Raw genomic sequence first — 20,941 nt, 5'->3', positions numbered from 1 at the left:
TTAAAGTACACGGAGGTATTGCCATGTTAGTTTCAGCTAAAGAAATGTTAAACAAAGCAAGAGAAGGTAAATATGCTGTTGGTCAATTCAACATTAATAACTTAGAATGGACAAAAGCAATATTATTAACAGCTCAAGAAAATAACTCACCAGTAATCTTAGGAGTATCTGAAGGTGCTGGAAAATATATGTGTGGTTACAAAACAATAGTTGGTATGGTTAACGGAATGTTAGAAGAATTAAACATAACGGTTCCAGTTGCTTTACACTTAGACCACGGTAGCTACGAAGGATGCTACAAAGCTATGGAAGCTGGATTCTCTTCAGTTATGTTCGATGGATCTCACTACCCAATAGCAGAAAACATCGAAAAGACTCAAGAATTAGTAAAAGTTACTTCTGAAAGAGGATTATCTTTAGAAGCAGAAGTTGGATCAATTGGTGGAGAAGAAGACGGTGTTGTTGGTAAAGGTGAAGTTGCTGACGCTCAAGAATGTAAATCAATTGCTGATTTAGGAGTTACTATGTTAGCAGCTGGTATCGGAAACATCCACGGAAAATACCCATCAAACTGGCAAGGACTTGCTTTTGATGCTTTAGAAGAAATCAATACAGCTTGCGGAAATATGCCATTAGTATTACACGGAGGAACTGGAATTCCAGAAGATATGATCAAAAAAGCTATATCTTTAGGAGTTTCTAAAATCAACGTTAACACTGAATGTCAATTAGCATTCCAAGAAGCTACTAGAAAATATGTAGAAGCTGGTAAAGACTTAGAAGGAAAAGGATTTGACCCAAGAAAATTATTAAATCCTGGATTCGAAGCTATCAAAGCTACAGTTAAAGAAAAAATGGAATTATTCGGATCAATTAACAAAGCTTAATTTTTCCACATTAAAAGAGCTGCTTAATGGCAGCTCTTTCTTATTATGTATTTTCTATTATTATTGTGTGTTCTATCGGTTTCCATTCAACCTTTTTAAATAAAGCAACTATTGCTATTGGTATATATGTTGCAATAAATAAAGGGAAAGTAAAAGTATATAGTATTTTTTCAAAAGCTGTAGCTCTAATTTCTTTCCATTCAGTTATTGTTGTTAATGCACCAAAAGCAAATAATGTTAAATAATAATTAAAAATAGTGAATATTATACTTAATGTAGCTTGATGTACTAATAACATATCAGTCTTATTTAATATAGATATTATAAATACTGTAAAATTAACTAGCAATCCTAGTAAAGAAATAAACATAGCTGGTGCTATAGTCATCAACATATCAAAGGATGAAAAAGATTTATTTTTAAATATATTTATAAATAAATTCCATCCATCTTTCTTAAACACCTGATAAAATCCTTTAGACCAACGTAGTCTTTGATTCCAAGATTGCTTGAAAGTACAAGGTTGCTCATCATAAAATTTCGCTTTATGACAATATCCTATTTTTTCATTATTTAATACAATATCCATTGAAAATTCTAAATCTTCAGTAAGCAAATGATATTTCCATCCATTATTCTTTTTTATTATTTCATGGCTTATTAAAAATCCAGTACCTGATATAGTACAACTTGTATTTAAAATCATTCTTGAATTATTAAGATATTTAGATTCACGTAAGAACCACAATGCATATCCTGCTGAAATCCAATTTGAATTAAAATTCTTTGAATTTCTATAACTAGTTATTGCTTTATACCCATTATTAAACACCTTATTCATTTCTAAAATATAATTATTATCTAAAATATTATCTGCATCAAAAATAAAATAGCCTTTATACTCTTTTTCTTTATAATCTCTCATTATTATTTTAAAAATATAATCTAAAGCATATCCTTTACCAACTAACTTTTTATTATTTCTTTCATAAACAATAGCACCTGCTTCTCTAGCAATTTGTGCAGTATCATCTGAACAATTATCAGCTACCACAAATATATCTATCAATTGGCTTGGATAATTTTGATTTTTAATACTTTGTAACAATTGACCTATTACAACTCTTTCATTTCTAGCACTTATTATAACTGCATATCTATTTTTAACATCTGTTTTAAAATTTTTACTTTTCTTTAAAACACCTATAATGGCATAAAAAATTTGATATGAGTATAGTGTTAAAAATAAAAATAACATTATTTTATTGAAAATTATTATAAAATTATACATAACTCCTCCTATATTTCGACACAAGTCATATTATCTCATTTTATATATTTTTTTGTCAAATAAATTGTAATGTATATTTATTTTCTATAATAATGCAAAAACACTTGAATAATTTTACAAATAGATAAAATAAAAAACATTTATGATAAACTATTGCTATAACTAAGTTTACACACAACAATGACAGCAAGTAGCTATACATAAATGTTTCAAGATACAATTATATCAGATAAATTATCATTATACAAATTTTTTAAACAATTAAATTTTGATTTATATCTAGTTAAGTTACAGTTAAAACACTTAGAAAGTATTATGAATGCAATGATATCAAAAGAGAGTTTAATAGTAAAATTTCCCACACAATGAAGCTTGTCCAAGCAAGGCATCAAACATAAATAAAATCATTCTTTTGTGATATAATACTTTCGCTAAAAACCAAAATACATCACATAAGGAATGACTAGAATATGATTATACCATTAAATATTAAAAGCGAAAATACCTATCATAAAATTTTTACATTAATGATATTAACCATTAAGTAGCTCTTCTTTATTATTTATTTTCTATAAAATTATTTATCATTTTTCTTGCAATGGACATCTTCTTTGGTAGATTAGGTAAATTATCTTTCTTAAACCATGCTGCATCCAGTATCTCTTTGCCATCTACCTTTATTTCTCCACTTTCATATTCAGCAAAGAACCCTATCATTAATGAATTAGGAAAAGCCCATGTTTGATTTCCATAATATTTAATATTCTTTATCTTAATTCCTACTTCTTCCAAAACTTCTCTTTTCACAGTACTTTCTAAATCTTCGCCAGCATCTACAAAACCAGCAATTATACTGTACATATTATCTTCAAAATTTTTATTATGTGCTAAAAGTATTTCATCACCTCTAGTAATAGCTACTATTATAGCTGGACATATAACTGGATATGTTACTGTCCCACATTTTGTGCAAACTTTAGCTCTTTCATCCTCTTTATTTATATTTGGCGAACCACATCTACTGCAGTATTTATGGCTATTATCCCAGTTTAATAAATGATTAGCCCTTCCTGCTATTAAGAAAATTTCTTCATCTACAATTTGTCCTAATTGATATAACGATATAATTTGAAAGTTCATTGGCAGTCTTTTTATGTCTTCACATTCAACTATGTAACATTTGCCTATATTAAATTCACCAAAGCAATACTCTTTATTAATAGTTAAACCTAATTCTTCTATTTCCCTTCTCCTAGGAATATTTATTTCATTAGCATTAAACTTAACTATTAATTGTCCTTCATAAAAAACAAAGCATACATCTTCTTGCAACACTTCCTCATGCTCATTTAATATAGACTTAAAGTTCAAATACTCAAAACTCAAAATTACCTCCCCCTTTTTTTAAATTAAACGCTTCGATAATTAAGTGAATAATCAAAGCTATATGCACTGTTTAATTTATTTTAGTACTTGTAATAATTTAAGTAGAGCACTACTAAAAGTAAACACCCTACTTAAGCTATTATGATAATTAGCACTCTGTTCTAATAACTTCAACCTTATATCCATCTGGATCTGTTACAAAATAGTATTTTGGTGGTTCTCCTGGAAGACCTTTTAATGGGGTAACTTCATAACCAAGACTCAAATGCTTTTCTCTTAGTTCTTCAATATTTGGTGCTCCTATAGCTATGTGACTAAATCCATCACCTATATCATATGGCTTTTCTGGATCATAATTATAAGTTAATTCTAACTCATATCCATCTTCCTTATCTGATAAATAAACTAATGTAAATTTATGCTCTGGAAAATCCTTTCTACGTGTTTCAACTAACTCTAATACTTCTTTATAAAACTCTAAAGATTTTTCTAAATTAGCAACTCTTATACATGTGTGTAACATTTTTGCACCCATAACATTTCCTCCTAAAACTTAATAATACAAAATTATTTTAACATTATATATTTTAATAATCTATACTTCTACTGTAACTTTATTCCATGTATTAATTCTATCAATGAAAGCAATTGTATTTCTTTTAGCATCCCCATTTATTTTCACTAAATACTTCTTTATATTCCTTGTAAAAATCTCTGCATTTACTTTTGCCAAAAATTCCCCTTTAAATATGTTCATAATATTACTTATTTTCCCATCTACAACTTCTGATTTTAACTTATACTGACTATCTTCTAAAATATTATTGCATCTTTCAATAAATTTATTTATATTTTCTTCTGTATTAACAAGCTGAAACTTGTCTAAAATTGCATCATCAATAGTATTTTTATTATTAAATAATACTCTAGCATATCTTCTCATAAATTCGCTACTAGCTATAAAAAACTCAATTTTGCTATCAATATAGCTTATATAAATATAATCATCAGTAATTCTAGATATTTTAAATCCTAAACTATTAAATATCTTATTATACTCATCTTCAAATTTCTTAATAAAGCTCCTACAATATATTACAGAAGCTATTTTTTCATTTATAATTCCCTTATTTTGATTAATTCCCTTAATTATTCCTGATAAATTTTTTTCAGTGAGCCATTTTAATATTTCTTCATCACATGTAAACTTCTTTTCTTTCATAATTCCCTCTCCTCTTTTAACCATTAATCTATAATTGACATCTTAAAATTATCTATATTGTATTGGTAATTATATCCTATTTTAATATAAATATCTTTTTATGTAAATATTAACAAGTAGCATTTTTTCTATATTTCTCAAAAAAAGATGCTTTAATATTATACTAAAGCATCTATTATATTTCTCATCTATTTACTCTTTTACTTTTAAAATTATAAATAATCTTTCCTAAAGCATATATCCTTTCTTCATCTATATTTTTTATTTCATCCAAAAATAACTCCTTTAACTTAAAAAAGCCATCCTTATAACACTCATTAATTTTATTTCCCTCTAAACTGCATCCAATAGAAAATATCATAACAGCTATCAATATGGCTACCATTTCTTCTTTCCTATTATCAACCCCTCCTATAGCTATTGCTAATAGTGCAGTGAAAATATAGCCTAATCCTATTTTTTTATTTAAATCCATACTATTATTTTCTATATAAAACTCACTATATCCATCAGTTATATAGTATTCTTCTGCCTCTACAATTAAAAAAGTCTTATTTTTTATGGCAAAATCTCTATACTCGTCCTTTATATTTTTTTTCTTGCATCTATTTTTTTTCTGTGACCTTATCAAGGCCTGTACTTCTTCTACCGTTCCTTTTACAAGATCTATTGTGTATCTATTCAAAAAGCTTAAAGCTGTATTTTTTCTATATAATGAAATATTTACTTCAGTTAAATCCAATAATACTGGTACTTTTCGTTTCTTAGCTATCCTTAATGCTCTCTCCATTGCTAATATCTTTCCATTATCCAGCGTTTCTAATCCAATTACTAATGAATTACTTGCTGCAGTTATTTCATGAATTTCTTCTATTCCATAAGCCATTATACTTCTTCCATTAAAAATCCTCACTGCTTCTGCAAATTCATTAGCTTTAGTCATATCTGAAATATAATGTACTTTCGGGTTAGTTTTTCTTTCTTTTTCTAAAATACCAGCAATCGACTCTTTGCTAAGTTTCATTTTTTATTATCCTCACTTTATTATCTAGAGTGCAACATGCCTATAATATAGTATTCATATTTAATCAATAGTGTTAAAGGATTATACCTTTATTTAAGGATTATAAAAGTGGACAAATTAATTTGCCCACTTCTATTTTAAACTTTATATCTAATATTTATTTAAAAGCTAATTTCTTTTTATTATTTTCTTATTCTTCATCACCAAAAACTTTTTTCTTTAAAATCAATCCTGCTTTAGTAATTGCAACTCCCCCTAAAGCAGTTTCTCTCAGTGAAGATGGAAGACTTTTACCTACTTGATACATAGCTGTTACTGCATCATCAAAAGGAATATGAGAGCTAACACCTGCCATAACTAACTCTGCTGTTGATAATGCACTTACAGCACCTGCTGCATTTCTTTTAGCACATGGTATCTCCACTAAACCAGCTACAGGATCACATACTAATCCTAATATATTTTTTAATACTATAGCTCCTGCATCTAAGCACATCTTTGCAGTTCCACCCATCATCTCAACTACAGCAGCTGCTGCCATAGCTGATGCTGAACCACATTCTGCCTGACATCCTCCTTCTGCTCCAGAAAGAGTTGCATTTCTTCCTATAATCATTCCTACTGCTGAAGAAGTAAATAAAGCATTTATTAATTCATCATCACTTTTATTAAGTCTTTCTCCTGCTGATAAAACTACTGCTGGCAATATTCCACAAGATCCTGCTGTAGGACAAGCCACTATCCTTCCCATAGAAGCATTTACCTCTGATGACGATAACGCCATGGCCATGGCTTTTACAATTACATCACCTGTTAAAGTCTCTTTACTTTCTAGGTATTTCTGCATTTTATAACCATCTCCACCAATAAGTCCACTAACTGAATAAACTTCTTTAGCCCTACCTTCATTAGCTCCATCTTTCATAGCCTGCAATACATCTCTCATTCTTGCATAAGCTTCTTCTCTCGTTATTTCTCTATTTTCCATTTCTATTCTAATAGCATATTCACTTAAAGAAATATTTTCTGATTCACATATTCTTAATAATTCTTCACCATTTTTAGCTTCTAGCATATTACTCACCATCCTTAATTGGATTAATCATAATAACTTTTTTTATGTATCCAAAGCTTTTAATTTGTTCTACAGCTTCCTCAGTCATTTCTCCATCTAATTCAAAAACCATAGTTGCTTCTTTTCCTTTTTGGCTTCTAATTACCTTCATAAAAGCTATATTTATATCTAACTCAAATAACAGTGCTGTAACTTGTGATACAACTCCTGGAACATCCATATGTGAAATCACTAGTGTTGGATATGCTCCTGTAAACTCAACATTACTTCCATTTACTTCTGTAACATTAATACTTCCACCACCAATGGATGAACCAACCATTTCATATTCTTCACCTTCTCGACCTTCAATTAATACTTTAACTGTATTAGGATGAACATCACCAAGATCAGCTTCCTGAAAAATTATCTTAATTCCTTCTTTTTCTGCAATATCTAATGCATTCCTTAACCTTAAGTCACTAGGCTCCATACCTAATATACCAGCTACAAGAGCTCTATCCGTACCATGTCCCTTATATGTTTTAGCAAAAGATCCATGTAATAAAAAGATAACTTTTTTTATATCACCTCCAGCAACTGCCCTTGCTATCTTCCCTAATCTAGCTGCACCTGCCGTATGAGATGATGATGGTCCAACCATTATTGGTCCTAAAATATCAAATACACCTACGCTTTTCATAAACTACCCCCAGTCTTTTTAATTGATAATGGATAATTGATAATTATGGATGAAACTGTTTAAGTATGGATGAAACTGTTTAAGAAAATTTCACAAATATATTCTTCAGAAAGTCCAAGACTTTCATCAGCAATTATCAATTACTAATTATCCATTACCAATTTATAAATATTAATTAATATTTATAAAAGATGCTCCCTCCAATAAATTCTCTTAAAATTGAATTCTCTGGTACCAGTGCTTTATCTATCTCATCAAAAAATCCTAAAAATGCTTTTAGCCTTTTTACTTCATCATAAACACTACTATCTGCACTTACTTTATCTAATTCTTCTAGGGCCTTTCTCTTTAATACACATAATTCATATACTAAAGTAGAATTAAACATAACATCTGCTTCTTCTTGGTAAACAAAAATATTTTTTTCCTCACCTTTCTTTATACTTGGCCACATAAGCAATGTTTCTTCTGCATTTTTACCTCTAGATAAACTATCCCTAACAATTCTTCTCACACGTCTTACATCAGCTGTGGAAATTCTGTTATGATTGTCCAAATTTAACTGTGTTAATGCTGAAATATAAATTTTAAAGATATTATTTTCATCTAAGGAAGATGTCAAAATTGGATTAAGTCCATGAATTCCTTCAATTATCAGGATGCCATTTTTAGGCATTTTCACCTTGTTACCTAATTTTTCCCTATATCCTGTTAAGAAATTAAATATAGGTATTTCTACCTCCTTACCCTCAAATAATTCCTTCATTTGATTTTTAAAAAATTTTACATCTATAGATTTTACTGACTCAAAATCATATTCTCCATCTTCATCTCTTGGAGTTTCTTCCCTATTAACAAAATAATTATCAAGAGATATTGGTATTGGACTTAATCCATTTACCTTCAACTGAATAGCTAATCTATGGGCAAAGGTCGTTTTCCCTGATGAACTTGGTCCAGATACAAAAACAGCTTTTATCTCTTTTTTATCACTTATCATATCTGATATTTGAGCAATTTTCTTTTCATGAAGAGCTTCGCTTATCATAATCAAATCAATTAGCTCTCCATTTGATATTTTTTCATTTAATGAGCCAACTTCCCCTATTCCTAAAATATTTAACCACTTTTCAGTTTCTCTAAATATATTGGTTAGCTTTCTTTGTTCTACAAATTTATTTACTATCATTAAATTTTCATCTATTGGATATCCTAAAATAAATCCGCCATTATAAAACTTAACATCAAAATTTTTAATGACACCTGTTGATTCCCACATTGGTCCATAAAAATAATCATATCTTCCATCTAATTCATATAAAGTTACTACTTGAAAGCTTGTTTGCTGCAATAGCTTTACTTTATCCTCCATACCGTAGTTTTGAAAAATTTTTATTGCATCTTCTCTTTTTACCTTAATTCGCTTTATAGGATAATTTTTATCAATTAGTTTTTGTATTTCCTTCTTAATATCATTTACTTCTTCAGCAGTTAAAGGATCTTTCTTATGAATTTCTCCAAATACCCATTTTCCTATACTATGTTCCATAGTTACTGTTGCATCTTTATATAAATCTAAAACTGCTTTTATAAATATAAATTGTAGTGTTCTAGAATTATTTCGTATATTGTCCATAATTCTTCCTCCTAAACTGTTCACCTCTTATTTTTATTATATACATAAAAAGATTTTTTTCTATCATTTTATATTATTTTGTCTTAAAATCTTTCTGCTTATAAAAGATATACTTTGCATAAAAGAGTAATATTTACAAATACTTATTTTGAGGTGGTTTTAGCATATGTTTATAGTATTAATAAGAACCATTATTCTCTACTCACTGGTAATATTGGTGATGAGATTGATGGGAAAACGTCAAATAGGAGAGTTACAACCTTACGAATTTGTAATAACAATAATGATTTCAGATTTAGCAGCACTTCCAATGCAAGATACGCGTCTTCCTTTAATTTTAGGTATAATACCTATAATTACATTGCTATTTATAAAAACAATTCTGACTCAACTTCAACTTAAAAGCCAATTGGCGAGAAAAATATTAGAAGGTGAGCCAGTAATTTTAGTTCATAAAGGCAAGATAAATATGAAGGCTCTTTCAAAACAACAAATCAATCTAGATGAACTTATGGAAGAACTTAGACTAGCTGGTTACTTTGATTTAAATGAAATTGAGTATGCAATTTTGGAAAATAACGGACAATTGTCATTTTTGACTAGCTCAAGCTCTGCTTCAAGTTCTAGTTCTCCAAGTCCTATAGTTAAATGTTCAAGCAATACTCAACCTACTAGTAATAGTGCTAGTGAAGGAAATGGTTTCTCTTCAGATACTCAAAAGCATAAGTCATCTTGTAAAAATAATAAAAGTTCCAGTAGCTCTCCACCAAGATTACCTATTATATACATTCTTGATGGCCATATTAATAATAATTCATTAACTAGCAGTAGAAAAAATAAAGCTTGGATACAACATGAACTAGATAAACATAAAGCAGGAAAAATTGAAGAAATAATTCTAGCTATGACTGATACCGAAGGAAAATTCTTTTTTCAAAGATATGATGAATATATTGAGGAGGACAAATGAAAAATTCATTAATTTCAATTTTTATTTTTTTGGTTTTAATATCTTTTTTATTTTATTCAGATATGAAATTTAAAAATTTATGTACAGAAACAATCAACGATTGCGAATTTTTAGAGTATGGACTATCCAGTGAAAATAAAGAAGAAAGCTTTGAAGCTGCTATGATTATTTTTAGCCGTCTTGATGAAGAAGCTGTTATTCCTTCAATTTATATTAATCATCTTGATTATGACGTGTTATTAAACGAAGCTCTAAAGCTTACAGTCTATATTGAAAAAGATGATATGTCTGAGGCTTCTACTTCACTACATCTATTGAAATTTGCAGCACAACATATAAAAGACCTTCAAGTACCTGATTTAAAAAATATATTTTAATTTTTGTTAATTATATTATATATTACCATCTTTTTCTTGTTTAGTGTATAATGAAAGTCGTTATGGAATTAAATAAAAAAAGGGGAATGGCAATGAAAAAAATCAAAATATCTTACCTTTTATTAGGTACAAATATTATTTTAAACTTATTTCTCATTAATAAAACCATGGAATTAAGTAATTATATAAATTCAAATTCAAGCTTAATATCAGAAATAAAGAATGAATTAAATTCTTTAGAAAATAAAATTGATTCTTTACCATCTGAAATATCCAAGAAAGCTTCTTTTGTTTCTTCATTGGATATAAGTCTTTTATCATCTGTTTTTACTGATGATACATATACACTTTCTTTTAATGTATATTTTAAAGAATTACAAAATGGAGAAATTCCATACATAATTTATGCTGATGAGGAAAATCCATCTAATTGGACTAAGATATCTTTAAATGAAAATTCAACCTTATGTTATAGTGCTGATTTATCATTCAATTATAGCAAAAATTATCAATATAGAATTATTACAGAAGGTACTAATTCTAGAGCAAATGAAATTGAACATATAATAAGTACTGACTACTATCCTTTAAAATCAGAAGTATTTGATCAAAAGATTGATTCTTCTGATGATAGTGCATCCATTGGTATAAATATTTTCAATACTTATGAACTTTCTGATTTCCAACCTGTTAGGGTATGGGTAGAAATAGATGGCTATGATAAAGAGTTCTTGGCAGATATAGCTTTAAATAAAAACTCAACTTCTTCTAATGAATCACACTATACAGTTTCAATATCCCCTAAGGATATTCCAAGTGATTTTAGAGGAAGCCTTCCATTAACCCTTTATGTAACTTGTAAAAATGGCTCTACTCTTTCTTTTAAAAATATTTGTCGTACTGTTGTCATTTATTAATAGCATAAAGTAGTATATTTTTTTAAAACTTTTAAATATACTACTTCATGCTATTTTTATTTTATCACTACATATTTTATACATTCATATTAAGTTTTTATGCATTTTAAAGCTAAATATAAAGTTTTTATGCATTTTTAAAAATAATCGTTGCATATTTATTCATCTCGGAATATAATCATATATATAAGTATTTGGAAATTAATTTTAAAATAAGAAATATCTGGTTTGGTATATAAAGGGGGCTATATCTATGAAAAAATACAATAAAGTTGTACTAGCTTATTCTGGAGGATTAGATACATCTATAATTATCTCTTGGCTAAAAGAAAATTATGGCTGTGAAGTTATTGCTGTTGTTGGAAATGTGGGGCAAAAAGATGAACTTGAAGGCTTAAAAGAAAAAGCTTTATCTTCTGGGGCATCTAAAATTTATATTGAAGATTTAACTAAAGAATTTGTGGAAGATTATATATTCCCAACTATTCAAGCTGGTGCTATTTATGAAGGGAAATATCTTCTAGGAACTTCTTTTGCGAGACCTATCATTGGTAAAAAATTAGTAGAAATTGCTCTTAATGAAGGTGCTGATGCTATTTGCCATGGCTGTACTGGTAAAGGTAATGACCAAGTACGTTTTGAACTTGCTGTGAAACATTTTGCTCCTGATATGGACATCATTGCTCCATGGAGAATTTGGGATATAAAATCTAGAGAAGAAGAAATTAAATACGCCGAAGACCATAATATTCCGCTAAAAATTACTTATGAAACAAACTATAGTAAAGATAAAAACCTTTGGCACTTAAGCCATGAAGGCCTTGATCTTGAATATCCTGAAAATGAGCCAAAATATCATAAGATTCTTGAGCTTTCTAACACTTTAGAAAATGCACCTGATGAAGCTACTTATATAAGCTTAACTTTTGAAAAAGGTATTGCTATTGCTTTAAATGGTGAAAAACTTTCTGGTGTTGCGTTAATGGAAAAATTAAATGAGATTGGTGGAAAGAATGCTATTGGTATCATTGATATGGTGGAAAATAGACTTGTAGGCATGAAATCTCGTGGTATCTATGAAACTCCTGGTGGAACTATCCTTTATAAAGCTCATAAAGACTTAGAAGAATTATGTTTAGATAAAGAAACTGCCCACTATAAAGAAATCATTGCCTTAAAATTTGCTGACTTAGTATATAATGGCCAATGGTTCTCTCCTCTTAGAGAAGCCTTATCTGCCTTTGTCAATAAAACACAGGAAACTGTCACTGGTGAAATTAAATTAAAATTATATAAAGGTAATATCGTAAATGCTGGTATGACTTCTCCTTATTCCTTATATAGCGAAGAATATGCTACTTTTGGTGAAGATGGTATCTATAATCAAAAAGATGCTGAAGGATTTATAAATCTTTTTGGTCTTCCTACAATAGTAAATTCAAAAATGCATTCAGCAATTAAGAAACAGGATCAATAACCATGAAGCTTTGGGGGGGAAGATTTAAATCTGGCGTTAATGAATTAGTAAATACCTTTAATGCCTCAATATCTATTGATTCTCGTATGTATAAGGAAGATATTATAGGAAGCCTTGCTCACGTAAAAATGCTTGGCAGACAAGGAATAATATCATCAAAGGACAGTGAAAAAATAGTGAATGGATTAAATGAAATATTAAAAAGAATAGAAAACGGAGTTATTGATATAGATAACGCTTCAGAAGATATCCATAGTTTTATTGAAAGTACTCTAACATATTATATTGGTGATGAAGGAAAAAAACTTCATACTGGCAGAAGCCGTAATGATCAGGTGGCTTTAGACACTAAATTATATGTAAAAAAATATTTAATAGTGGTAGCCAACCAGGTATTAAATTTACAAACTGTAATTTTAAACAAAGCAAAAGAAAATATAAATACCATAATGCCTGGCTATACTCATATGCAAAAAGCACAGCCAATTACTTTTGCTCATCACATAATGGCTTATGCTGAAATGCTTAAAAGAGACTACGGCAGACTTCTAGACTGCTATGATAGAATGAATGAAATGCCTTTAGGTAGCGGTGCATTGGCCACTTCTACTTATCCTATAGATAGAAATTTTGTCAGTAATGAACTTGGCTTTAATAATCCTACAATAAATAGTATTGATTCTGTTTCAGATAGAGATTACGCCATTGAAGCATTATCTGCCCTTTCACTTATAATGATGCATCTTTCACGTTTTTCAGAAGAAGTGATCCTTTGGTGTACAGATGAATTTAACTTTGTTGAATTAGATGATGCTTATAGTACTGGTAGTAGCATAATGCCTCAAAAGAAAAATCCTGATGTAGCAGAATTAGTTCGTGGTAAGACAGGCCGTGTTTATGGTGACTTAATGACGCTTTTAACTGTGATGAAAGGAATTCCTTTAGCTTATAACAAAGATATGCAGGAAGATAAAGAATCTTTATTTGATGGACTTGATACTGTACTACTATCAATCCAAACCTTTACTGGAATGCTTGATACCATGAAAATAAAAAAGGATGTAATGAATAAAGCTGCTTCTGGTGGATTTACCAATGCCACTGATGTTGCTGATTACCTAGTAAAAAAAGGTGAAGCCTTTAGAAATGCTCATGAAATAGTTGGTAAAATCGTCTTATATTGCATAGATGAAAATAAGACTATTTACGATTTAACTTTAGATGAATTTAAATCATTTTCTCCTTTCTTTGAAGAAGATGTATATAAAGCCATAGATCTAATAACTTGTGTAGAAGACAGAAGTGTTATGGGAGGCCCTAGCTCCTCATCAGTACAAAATCAAATTTCCCTTTTAGAAAACTTCATAGGTGAAAAATTGGAGGTGCTAAAATGTCTAAAGTAGGAATTATTGGTGCTACAGGCTATGTGGGCATAGAGCTTTTAAGGCTACTTTTAACCCATCCTTTGGTTACTGTTGAAGCTATTTCGTCTTCATCTTTTAAAGGTGAAGAAATAGCTTCCATCTATAAAATTCTTATTAATAAAATCAATTTAATTTGCGAAAATCCTGAGAATGTTATTGAGAAATGTGATGTAATATTCACTGCTCTTCCTCATGGACTTAGCGAAAAATTTGCTCTAAAAGCCTTAGAAAGAAAAAAGAAAATCATCGATTTAGGTGCAGATTTTAGACTTGATTCTGAAAAAGATTATCAACAATGGTATGGTAAAAATTTTATAAATAGTGATTTACATAAACTTAGCGTTTATGGACTTCCTGAATTAAACCGTAAAAAAATTAAAAATTGTAGTATTATTGCTAACCCTGGCTGTTATCCAACAAGCATTGCTTTAGCATTAATGCCTTTACTAAAAAATTCATTAATTAAAACAAATAATGTAATTATTGATTCCAAATCTGGTGCTACTGGTGCTGGGCGTGGACTTTCTCTTAAAAGTCACTACCCTGAATTAAATGAAAACTTTGTCCCTTACAACATAGGCTGTCATAGGCATACTCCTGAAATTGAACAAACACTCTCATCTATTGCTGGCGAATCTATAGAAGTAACCTTTACTCCTCATCTTCTACCAATAAATAGAGGTATTCTTTCAACAATTTATTGCGAAACAAAAAATAATCTATCACTTAAATCAATACATCAAATATATGATGAGTTTTATAAAAATGAAAAATTCCTTCAAGTATTACCTTTAAATACCACAGCAGAAATTAAAAATGTAAAATACTCTAATAATTGTCAAATTTCATTACATGAAAACTATCGAAAAAATAAATTGATAATTATCAGCACTATAGATAATATGATTAAAGGTGCCGCTGGACAAGCTATACAAAACTTAAACTTAATTCTAGGACTAAATGAAGATTGCGGGCTAAATATGATAAGCCCTCCATTTTAATTTTTAAGGAGGTTATTGAAATTAAAATTAATATAAATAAAGGTGTTACTGCACCAAAGGGGTTTAAGGCTGCAGGAATTCATTGCGGCATAAAAAAAAGTTCCTTAAAAAAAGATTTAGCTATTATTTATTCTGACGTTACAGCTACTGCATGTGGCGTTTATACAAAAAATAAAGTTAAAGGTGCCCCACTACTTATCACCAAGGAGCATTTAAATAATAAATGTGCACAAGCCATCATAATTAATAGTGGTAATGCCAATACTTGCACAGGTGATGATGGTTTAGAAAAAGCTAAAAAAATGGCTTCTCTTTGTGGAAAAGCCTTAAATATAAAAGCTGATGATGTTTTAGTTGCTTCTACTGGGGTAATAGGAGTTCCCTTAAATATTGATGCTATTAAAGATGGTATCCCTATAGCTATAGCTCAGCTTAATAGTTATGGGGGACACTCTGCTGCTGAAGCAATAATTACTACTGATACAGCCACGAAGGAAATATCCATTGAATTCCAAATTAACGGTACTCCTGTAGTTATAGGTGCCATGGCCAAAGGTTCTGGTATGATTCATCCTAATATGGCTACCATGCTTTCTTTTATAACTACAGACTTAAATATTGATGCAAAACTTTTAAAAGAAGCCTTAAAATCTTCTGTTGATATATCCTATAACAGAGTAAGTGTTGATGGCGATTCCAGTACTAATGATATGGTTGTGATACTAGCTAATGGCTTAGCTAATAATGATAACATAAATGAAAAAGACCATAACTACTATACTTTTCTTGAAGCATTAAATACCCTTAATATCCATTTAGCTAAGGAAATTGCCAAAGATGGTGAAGGTGCCACCAAATTAATTGAATGTAATGTCTCTGGCTGTAAGAATGAGAAATCGGCAGAAATTCTTGCTAAAAGTGTAATTAACTCTAGCTTAGTTAAGACTGCTATTTTTGGTAGCGATGCCAACTGGGGCCGAGTACTTTGTGCCTTAGGATATGCTAATACTGAGTTTAATCCTAATTTAGTAACTGTTGAATTTGCTTGTGAAACAGATTCAATACTAGTATGTGCAAATGGCTGTTATGTAGAATTTGATGAAGGTAAAGCCAAAGAAATATTATTAAAGGATGATGTGAAGATAAATATTAATTTACATTCTGGCAAGGCCTCTGCTACTGCCTGGGGCTGTGATTTAACTTATGACTATGTAAAAATTAACGGCGATTATAGAAGTTAGGAAGTGAATTAGATTGAATCATAGTGAACATGCAAATATATTAATTCAAGCCTTACCATTTATACAAGCCTACTATGGTAAAACCATGGTGATAAAATATGGTGGCAATGCAATGGTTAATGATAAATTAACCAAAACTATCATCAACGATATTGTTTTAATGAAATGTATAGGAATAAATCCCATCATTGTTCATGGTGGTGGTCCTGATATTAGTGGTACTTTAAAGAAAATAAATCATAAAAGTAAGTTTATTAATGGTCTAAGATATACTGATAAAGATACCATGGATGTTGCTCAAATGGTTCTTGCTGGAAAAGTCAACAAAGATCTTGTGAAACTTCTTGGTCATTGTGGTGGTAAAGCATTGGGATTTTCAGGTATAGATGGTGATCTTATTACTTGTAAAAAGATAAATTCCGATGTGGACTTAGGATATGTTGGTGAAATAACTAATGTGAATACGGCCCCTTTAAAGTTAGCCATTGAAGCAGGCTACATTCCTGTGGTTGCTTCCATAGGTACTGATAATGACCATAAAGATAGCTATAACATCAATGCTGATACTTGTGCTTCTAAAGTTGCTGCCGCTCTTAAGGCAGAAAAACTTCTTTTACTGACAGATGTTCCAGGAGTACTGATGAATCCGAAGGACTGTTCTTCATTAATTTCCACCTTAAGGCTTCATGAAATACCTAAGCTTACTTTAGACAAAGTAATTCAAGGCGGAATGTTACCTAAGATAAGTTGCTGCGTTGAAGCTGTACGCCTTGGTGTAAAAAAATCAGTTATTATAGATGGTAGAATTCCTCATGCTATACTACTTGAGCTACTATCTGAAAAAGGAATTGGAACAGAAATCTTTTAAATTATCAATTAATTAAGGAGGTTTTTCAATGAATTTATTTGAAAAAGCTAATGAATGTTTAATGCATACTTATGTTCCTCTGCCTATAATAATTACTCATGGGGAAGGTTCTTGCCTATTTGATGAAAATAATAAAAAATATATAGATTTTACCAGTGGAATTGGCGTTAGCTCTGTTGGTTATAACAATAAAAAATTAAATGAAGCTATTTTAAATCAGCTTAATTCTTTTGCTCATCTTTCAAACATCTTTTTAAGCACTCCTACTGTTAAATTAGCTAACAAATTAACTACAATCTCTAAAATGAGTAAAGTGTTTTTTTCCAACTCTGGTGCAGAAGCAAATGAAGGTGCCCTTAAACTAGCAAAAAAATATAGCTATATGAAATATGGTGGAAAAAGAAATAAAATTCTTTCTTTAAAAAATTCTTTCCATGGAAGAACCTTAGCTACCCTTACAGCTACTGGACAAGATAAGTTCCATAAATACTTTGATCCATTTCCAGATGGCTATGACTACGTAACACCTAATTCTATAGAAGATTTCAAAGAAAAGCTTACTGATGATGTATGTGCTATTATAATGGAAGCAATTCAAGGAGAAGGCGGAGTTAATTTATTAAATAGTAACTTTGTACAAGAAGTATATAATGTATGTAAAGAAAAAGATGTTTTAATCATTTTTGATGAAGTTCAATGTGGACTAGGTAGAACAGGTCATATCTTTTGCTTTCAGGAGTTTGGTGTAGAAGCTGATATTATTACACTTGCTAAAGGCTTAGGCGGAGGTCTACCTATTGGTGCTATACTCTGTAATGAAAAATTATCTAATACTTTTACACCTGGCGATCATGGTTCAACTTTTGGTGGTAATCCAGTGGTATGCGCTGGTGCATTGGCTGTCTTAGATCAAATTTGTAATGATGAATTACTATCATCTGTACAAGCCAAGGGGAAATTTATAAGACAAACACTTACAAAATCAAAGCTGCCTTTAGTTAAAAATATACGTGGCTTAGGTCTTATGATTGGCATTGAAGTCTCTTGTCCTCCAGATGAAATACAAAAGAAAGCTCTTGAAAAAGGTCTTTTAATACTAACTGCTGGCAAAAATGTAGTGAGACTTCTGCCACCACTTACTATAAGTGAAATCGAAATAAAAAAAGGCTTAGCCATTTTATTAAAATGCCTAAGTTAATTGATTTAAGGGGGTTTTTATGAAAAAGGATTTATTACGTATGGATAATTTATCTAAAGAAGAAATCTTAGATATTTTAAACCTGGCAGATCAATTAAAATATGAAAATAAGCATGGAATTGAACATCATTTGCTTAAGGGGAAATCTTTAGGGATGATTTTTGAAAAAGCTTCTACTCGTACAAGAGTATCTTTTGAAGTTGGTATGTATGAATTAGGAGGTCATCCTCTATTTCTAAGCTCAAAAGATTTACAAATTGGTCGTGGAGAGCCTATTCAAGATACAGCAAGAGTATTATCTAGATATTTAGATGGTATTATGATAAGAACATTTTCACAAAAAGATGTAGAAACTCTTGCAAAAGTAGCTTCAATTCCTATTATAAATGGCTTAACTGATGATGAGCATCCATGCCAAGTATTAGCTGACTTAATGACAATTAGAGAAAAAAAATTAATTCTTGATGGCTTAAAAGTAGCATATATTGGTGATGGTAATAACATGTGTAATTCTCTTTTAGTAGCATGTCTTACTTTAGGAATGGATGTTTTTATTGCTAATCCTTCTGACTATAAGCCACCTGCTTACTATATAAATAAAGGCCATGAATTAGCAAATAAAAATGGTGTTTCTTTCTTTATGACAACTTCTCCAGAAGAAGCTGTCAAAGATGTTGATGTCATTGTAACTGATGTCTGGGCTAGCATGGGACAAGAAGAAGAGTGTGATAAAAGAAGGATAGATTTTGATGGCTATCAAGTAAATAAAAAGCTTTTGACATTAGCTAAAGAAGATACCATAGTACTTCACTGCCTTCCTGCTCATAGAGGTGAAGAAATCACTAATGAAATACTGGAAGCTCATGCTGATACTATCTTTGAAGAAGCAGAAAATAGGCTACATGCTCAAAAAGCAGTCCTTGTAAAATTACTAAAGTAATTTTACACTATAAAGAAAAAGCTGAAAGCTAAGAATTCCCAGCTTTCAGCTTTTAATTAATTTGTAATTGTTTCTGAATCCATTGTTGATGAGTTAGTATTTGTATCATCAGATACTTGTTTTTCTTCTGAAGTTGTTGTATCCTCATTTACATTTTCATCATTTACTGAATCTTCTGTTATTGTGTCTCCTATTTGTGTATCATCCACTGGTCTAATTTCTTCTTCTAAATTTTGATTTTCATCGTCAGATTGCTCTTTTATTGGTTCTTGATTAAAGTCTAAAGGAGCATTTTCTTTACTTTCTTCTTCATTATTATCATTGCTTCTAAATAAATTTATAAACTTGTCCCACAAATCTACAAACCAGTTTTTAATCTTTTCAAAGAAACCTTCTTCCTTTAGCTTAATTCCTAACTCCTTAAGATTATTGCTTAATTTATTACTTGCTTCTTTTAAAGAACTCTTTAATTCTGAATAATCTAAACCTAAGTCATTAACATGACTCATTAAGTTTACAATGGAATCTTTTGCATTAATACTAATATTCACATTATATTGATTTGTAATATTTTCAACTATCTTCTTAATTTCTTCTTCTGTTTTTGGCTGCTCTTTAATTACTTCAGTTTTAATATCATTAATTATTGTAGAAGCTTCTTCTGAACCAATTTCATCTCCTACTTCAACAGTCGTTTCAATTTCCTTTTGCGCTGTTTCCTTTTGCTTTAATGAAATTTCAAAGCCACCAACTTCTTCAACACCTGCAAGTATTCCTGATAAAGCTGAAGTTCCTGTAACTTTAAATGGTGAAGAAACCTTAACATCTGCTGCTGTTATTCCTGAAGTAATTAAAGCATTCATCAACATACTTTCAGTTACTTCTGTTAAATTAGTAGCTTTTACATTAATTCCACTATTATCATCTAATAATTTTACATATGCACTTGAATAACATCCACCAGCATAATTAGCTGGATCATTTGGATCTAAACCTAATTGTTTTATGATTACTTCATCTGTTACATATATAGTATTTGTGCCATCTGGCGCATTAAAATACTTTCTTAGAGCTGCTTCTTGTGCATCAGTTAAGTCAGAACCTAGAGCTAATATGTCACCTGGATTATAGTCTGATTTTGCAAATACTGGTGAAGCCATTCCAAGCCCCATAAGTACTGCAATACTTAATGCCATATTCTTAAGTTTATTTCTTACCATAAAAAACACTCCTATTAAAAATTTATTAATATGCTACTATAAATTTTTAAATTTATCCACTATTAAATAATAGTTTTAAGATTTTTTTAATAAAAATACAAAAAA

At 29.9% G+C, this 20,941-nt stretch carries 20 protein-coding genes and 1 pseudogene; 12 read left to right on the top strand and 9 right to left on the bottom strand.

Going from position 1 to position 20,941, the window contains the following annotated elements; all coding sequences use genetic code 11:
* The first annotated feature begins 23 nt into the window (after positions 1-23).
* Entirely contained in the window at positions 24-887 is an 864-nt protein-coding gene (gene fba, locus H8R92_RS01365) for a class II fructose-1,6-bisphosphate aldolase (protein ID WP_022212930.1), read from the top strand.
* Positions 888-930: 43 nt separating this feature from the next.
* Here the strand turns inward: fba and H8R92_RS01360 are convergent, their stop codons facing one another.
* The gene (locus H8R92_RS01360) at positions 931-2,178 is read right to left on the bottom strand and encodes a glycosyltransferase family 2 protein (protein ID WP_186834485.1); all 1,248 of its coding nucleotides are present in this window, start codon (positions 2,176-2,178) and stop codon (positions 931-933) included.
* Positions 2,179-2,382: 204 nt separating this feature from the next.
* On the opposite strand from H8R92_RS01360, the pseudogene H8R92_RS13560 reads away from it, so the two are divergent.
* A pseudogene (locus H8R92_RS13560) lies at positions 2,383-2,573 on the top strand (IS701 family transposase); the annotation flags it as partial.
* A 163-nt stretch (positions 2,574-2,736) separates the two neighbouring features.
* On the opposite strand, the gene nudC reads toward H8R92_RS13560, so the two are convergent.
* The 7 genes from nudC to H8R92_RS01325 all read right to left on the bottom strand — a co-directional run bounded on the left by nudC (position 2,737) and on the right by H8R92_RS01325 (position 9,203).
* Complete coding sequence (nudC, locus tag H8R92_RS01355) at positions 2,737-3,564, bottom strand: NAD(+) diphosphatase (protein WP_022212928.1); 828 nt, start codon at positions 3,562-3,564, stop codon at positions 2,737-2,739.
* 148 nt (positions 3,565-3,712) lie between these two features.
* Entirely contained in the window at positions 3,713-4,099 is a 387-nt protein-coding gene (gene gloA, locus H8R92_RS01350) for a lactoylglutathione lyase (RefSeq protein ID WP_022212927.1), read from the bottom strand.
* A 60-nt stretch (positions 4,100-4,159) separates the two neighbouring features.
* Positions 4,160-4,786 (bottom strand): hypothetical protein, encoded by a 627-nt coding sequence (locus tag H8R92_RS01345; protein ID WP_186834484.1) that lies wholly within the window; start codon positions 4,784-4,786, stop codon positions 4,160-4,162.
* A gap of 184 nt (positions 4,787-4,970) precedes the next feature.
* The gene (locus tag H8R92_RS01340; RefSeq protein ID WP_022212925.1) at positions 4,971-5,810 is read right to left on the bottom strand and encodes a hydroxyethylthiazole kinase; all 840 of its coding nucleotides are present in this window, start codon (positions 5,808-5,810) and stop codon (positions 4,971-4,973) included.
* Positions 5,811-6,000: 190 nt separating this feature from the next.
* Entirely contained in the window at positions 6,001-6,885 is an 885-nt protein-coding gene (gene sdaAA / locus H8R92_RS01335; protein WP_022212924.1) for an L-serine ammonia-lyase, iron-sulfur-dependent, subunit alpha, read from the bottom strand.
* 1 nt (position 6,886) lies between these two features.
* A complete protein-coding gene (sdaAB, locus tag H8R92_RS01330) occupies positions 6,887-7,567 on the bottom strand; it encodes an L-serine ammonia-lyase, iron-sulfur-dependent subunit beta (protein WP_186834483.1) in 681 nt (226 codons plus the stop codon).
* Positions 7,568-7,742: 175 nt separating this feature from the next.
* On the bottom strand, positions 7,743-9,203 hold the full coding sequence (locus tag H8R92_RS01325) for a nucleoside kinase (protein WP_022212922.1): 1,461 nt from the start codon (positions 9,201-9,203) through the stop codon (positions 7,743-7,745).
* A 166-nt stretch (positions 9,204-9,369) separates the two neighbouring features.
* Between H8R92_RS01325 and H8R92_RS01320 the strand changes: the two genes are divergently transcribed.
* From H8R92_RS01320 to argF, 10 genes are all read left to right on the top strand, one after another.
* Positions 9,370-10,173 carry a YetF domain-containing protein gene (locus tag H8R92_RS01320; protein ID WP_022212921.1) on the top strand — a complete coding sequence of 268 codons (804 nt, stop codon included), beginning with the start codon at positions 9,370-9,372 and terminating at the stop codon, positions 10,171-10,173.
* 29 nt (positions 10,174-10,202) lie between these two features.
* On the top strand, positions 10,203-10,550 hold the full coding sequence (locus H8R92_RS01315) for a DUF4363 family protein (protein WP_186834482.1): 348 nt from the start codon (positions 10,203-10,205) through the stop codon (positions 10,548-10,550).
* 92 nt (positions 10,551-10,642) lie between these two features.
* Positions 10,643-11,467, top strand: a complete 825-nt coding sequence (locus H8R92_RS01310; protein WP_186834481.1) for a hypothetical protein — start codon at positions 10,643-10,645, stop codon at positions 11,465-11,467.
* Between the two features lie 253 nt (positions 11,468-11,720).
* The gene (locus H8R92_RS01305; RefSeq protein WP_186834480.1) at positions 11,721-12,944 is read left to right on the top strand and encodes an argininosuccinate synthase; all 1,224 of its coding nucleotides are present in this window, start codon (positions 11,721-11,723) and stop codon (positions 12,942-12,944) included.
* A gap of 2 nt (positions 12,945-12,946) precedes the next feature.
* A complete protein-coding gene (gene argH, locus H8R92_RS01300) occupies positions 12,947-14,347 on the top strand; it encodes an argininosuccinate lyase (RefSeq protein WP_186834479.1) in 1,401 nt (466 codons plus the stop codon).
* Positions 14,335-15,369 (top strand): N-acetyl-gamma-glutamyl-phosphate reductase, encoded by a 1,035-nt coding sequence (gene argC / locus H8R92_RS01295; RefSeq protein ID WP_186834478.1) that lies wholly within the window; start codon positions 14,335-14,337, stop codon positions 15,367-15,369. Before argH ends, argC begins: the two co-directional genes overlap by 13 nt.
* Before the next feature lie 20 nt (positions 15,370-15,389).
* Complete coding sequence (argJ, locus tag H8R92_RS01290; RefSeq protein WP_186834519.1) at positions 15,390-16,610, top strand: bifunctional ornithine acetyltransferase/N-acetylglutamate synthase; 1,221 nt, start codon at positions 15,390-15,392, stop codon at positions 16,608-16,610.
* Positions 16,611-16,623: 13 nt separating this feature from the next.
* Positions 16,624-17,478 (top strand): acetylglutamate kinase, encoded by an 855-nt coding sequence (argB, locus tag H8R92_RS01285; RefSeq protein ID WP_243166541.1) that lies wholly within the window; start codon positions 16,624-16,626, stop codon positions 17,476-17,478.
* A gap of 28 nt (positions 17,479-17,506) precedes the next feature.
* The gene (locus H8R92_RS01280; protein WP_186834477.1) at positions 17,507-18,676 is read left to right on the top strand and encodes an aspartate aminotransferase family protein; all 1,170 of its coding nucleotides are present in this window, start codon (positions 17,507-17,509) and stop codon (positions 18,674-18,676) included.
* A gap of 19 nt (positions 18,677-18,695) precedes the next feature.
* Positions 18,696-19,616, top strand: coding sequence for an ornithine carbamoyltransferase (gene argF, locus H8R92_RS01275; protein WP_186834476.1), 921 nt, complete (start codon positions 18,696-18,698; stop codon positions 19,614-19,616).
* Between the two features lie 56 nt (positions 19,617-19,672).
* On the opposite strand, the gene H8R92_RS01270 is transcribed toward argF, so the two are convergent.
* Entirely contained in the window at positions 19,673-20,836 is a 1,164-nt protein-coding gene (locus tag H8R92_RS01270; RefSeq protein ID WP_022212912.1) for a DUF1002 domain-containing protein, read from the bottom strand.
* Between the last annotated feature and the right edge of the window lie 105 nt (positions 20,837-20,941).

Source organism: Clostridium lentum (assembly GCF_014287815.1).
Classification (GTDB): Bacteria; Bacillota; Clostridia; order Clostridiales; family Clostridiaceae; genus Clostridium; species Clostridium lentum.
The sequence above is the reverse complement of the archived record's forward strand: the minus strand, read 5'-3'. Positions and strand labels throughout refer to the sequence as shown.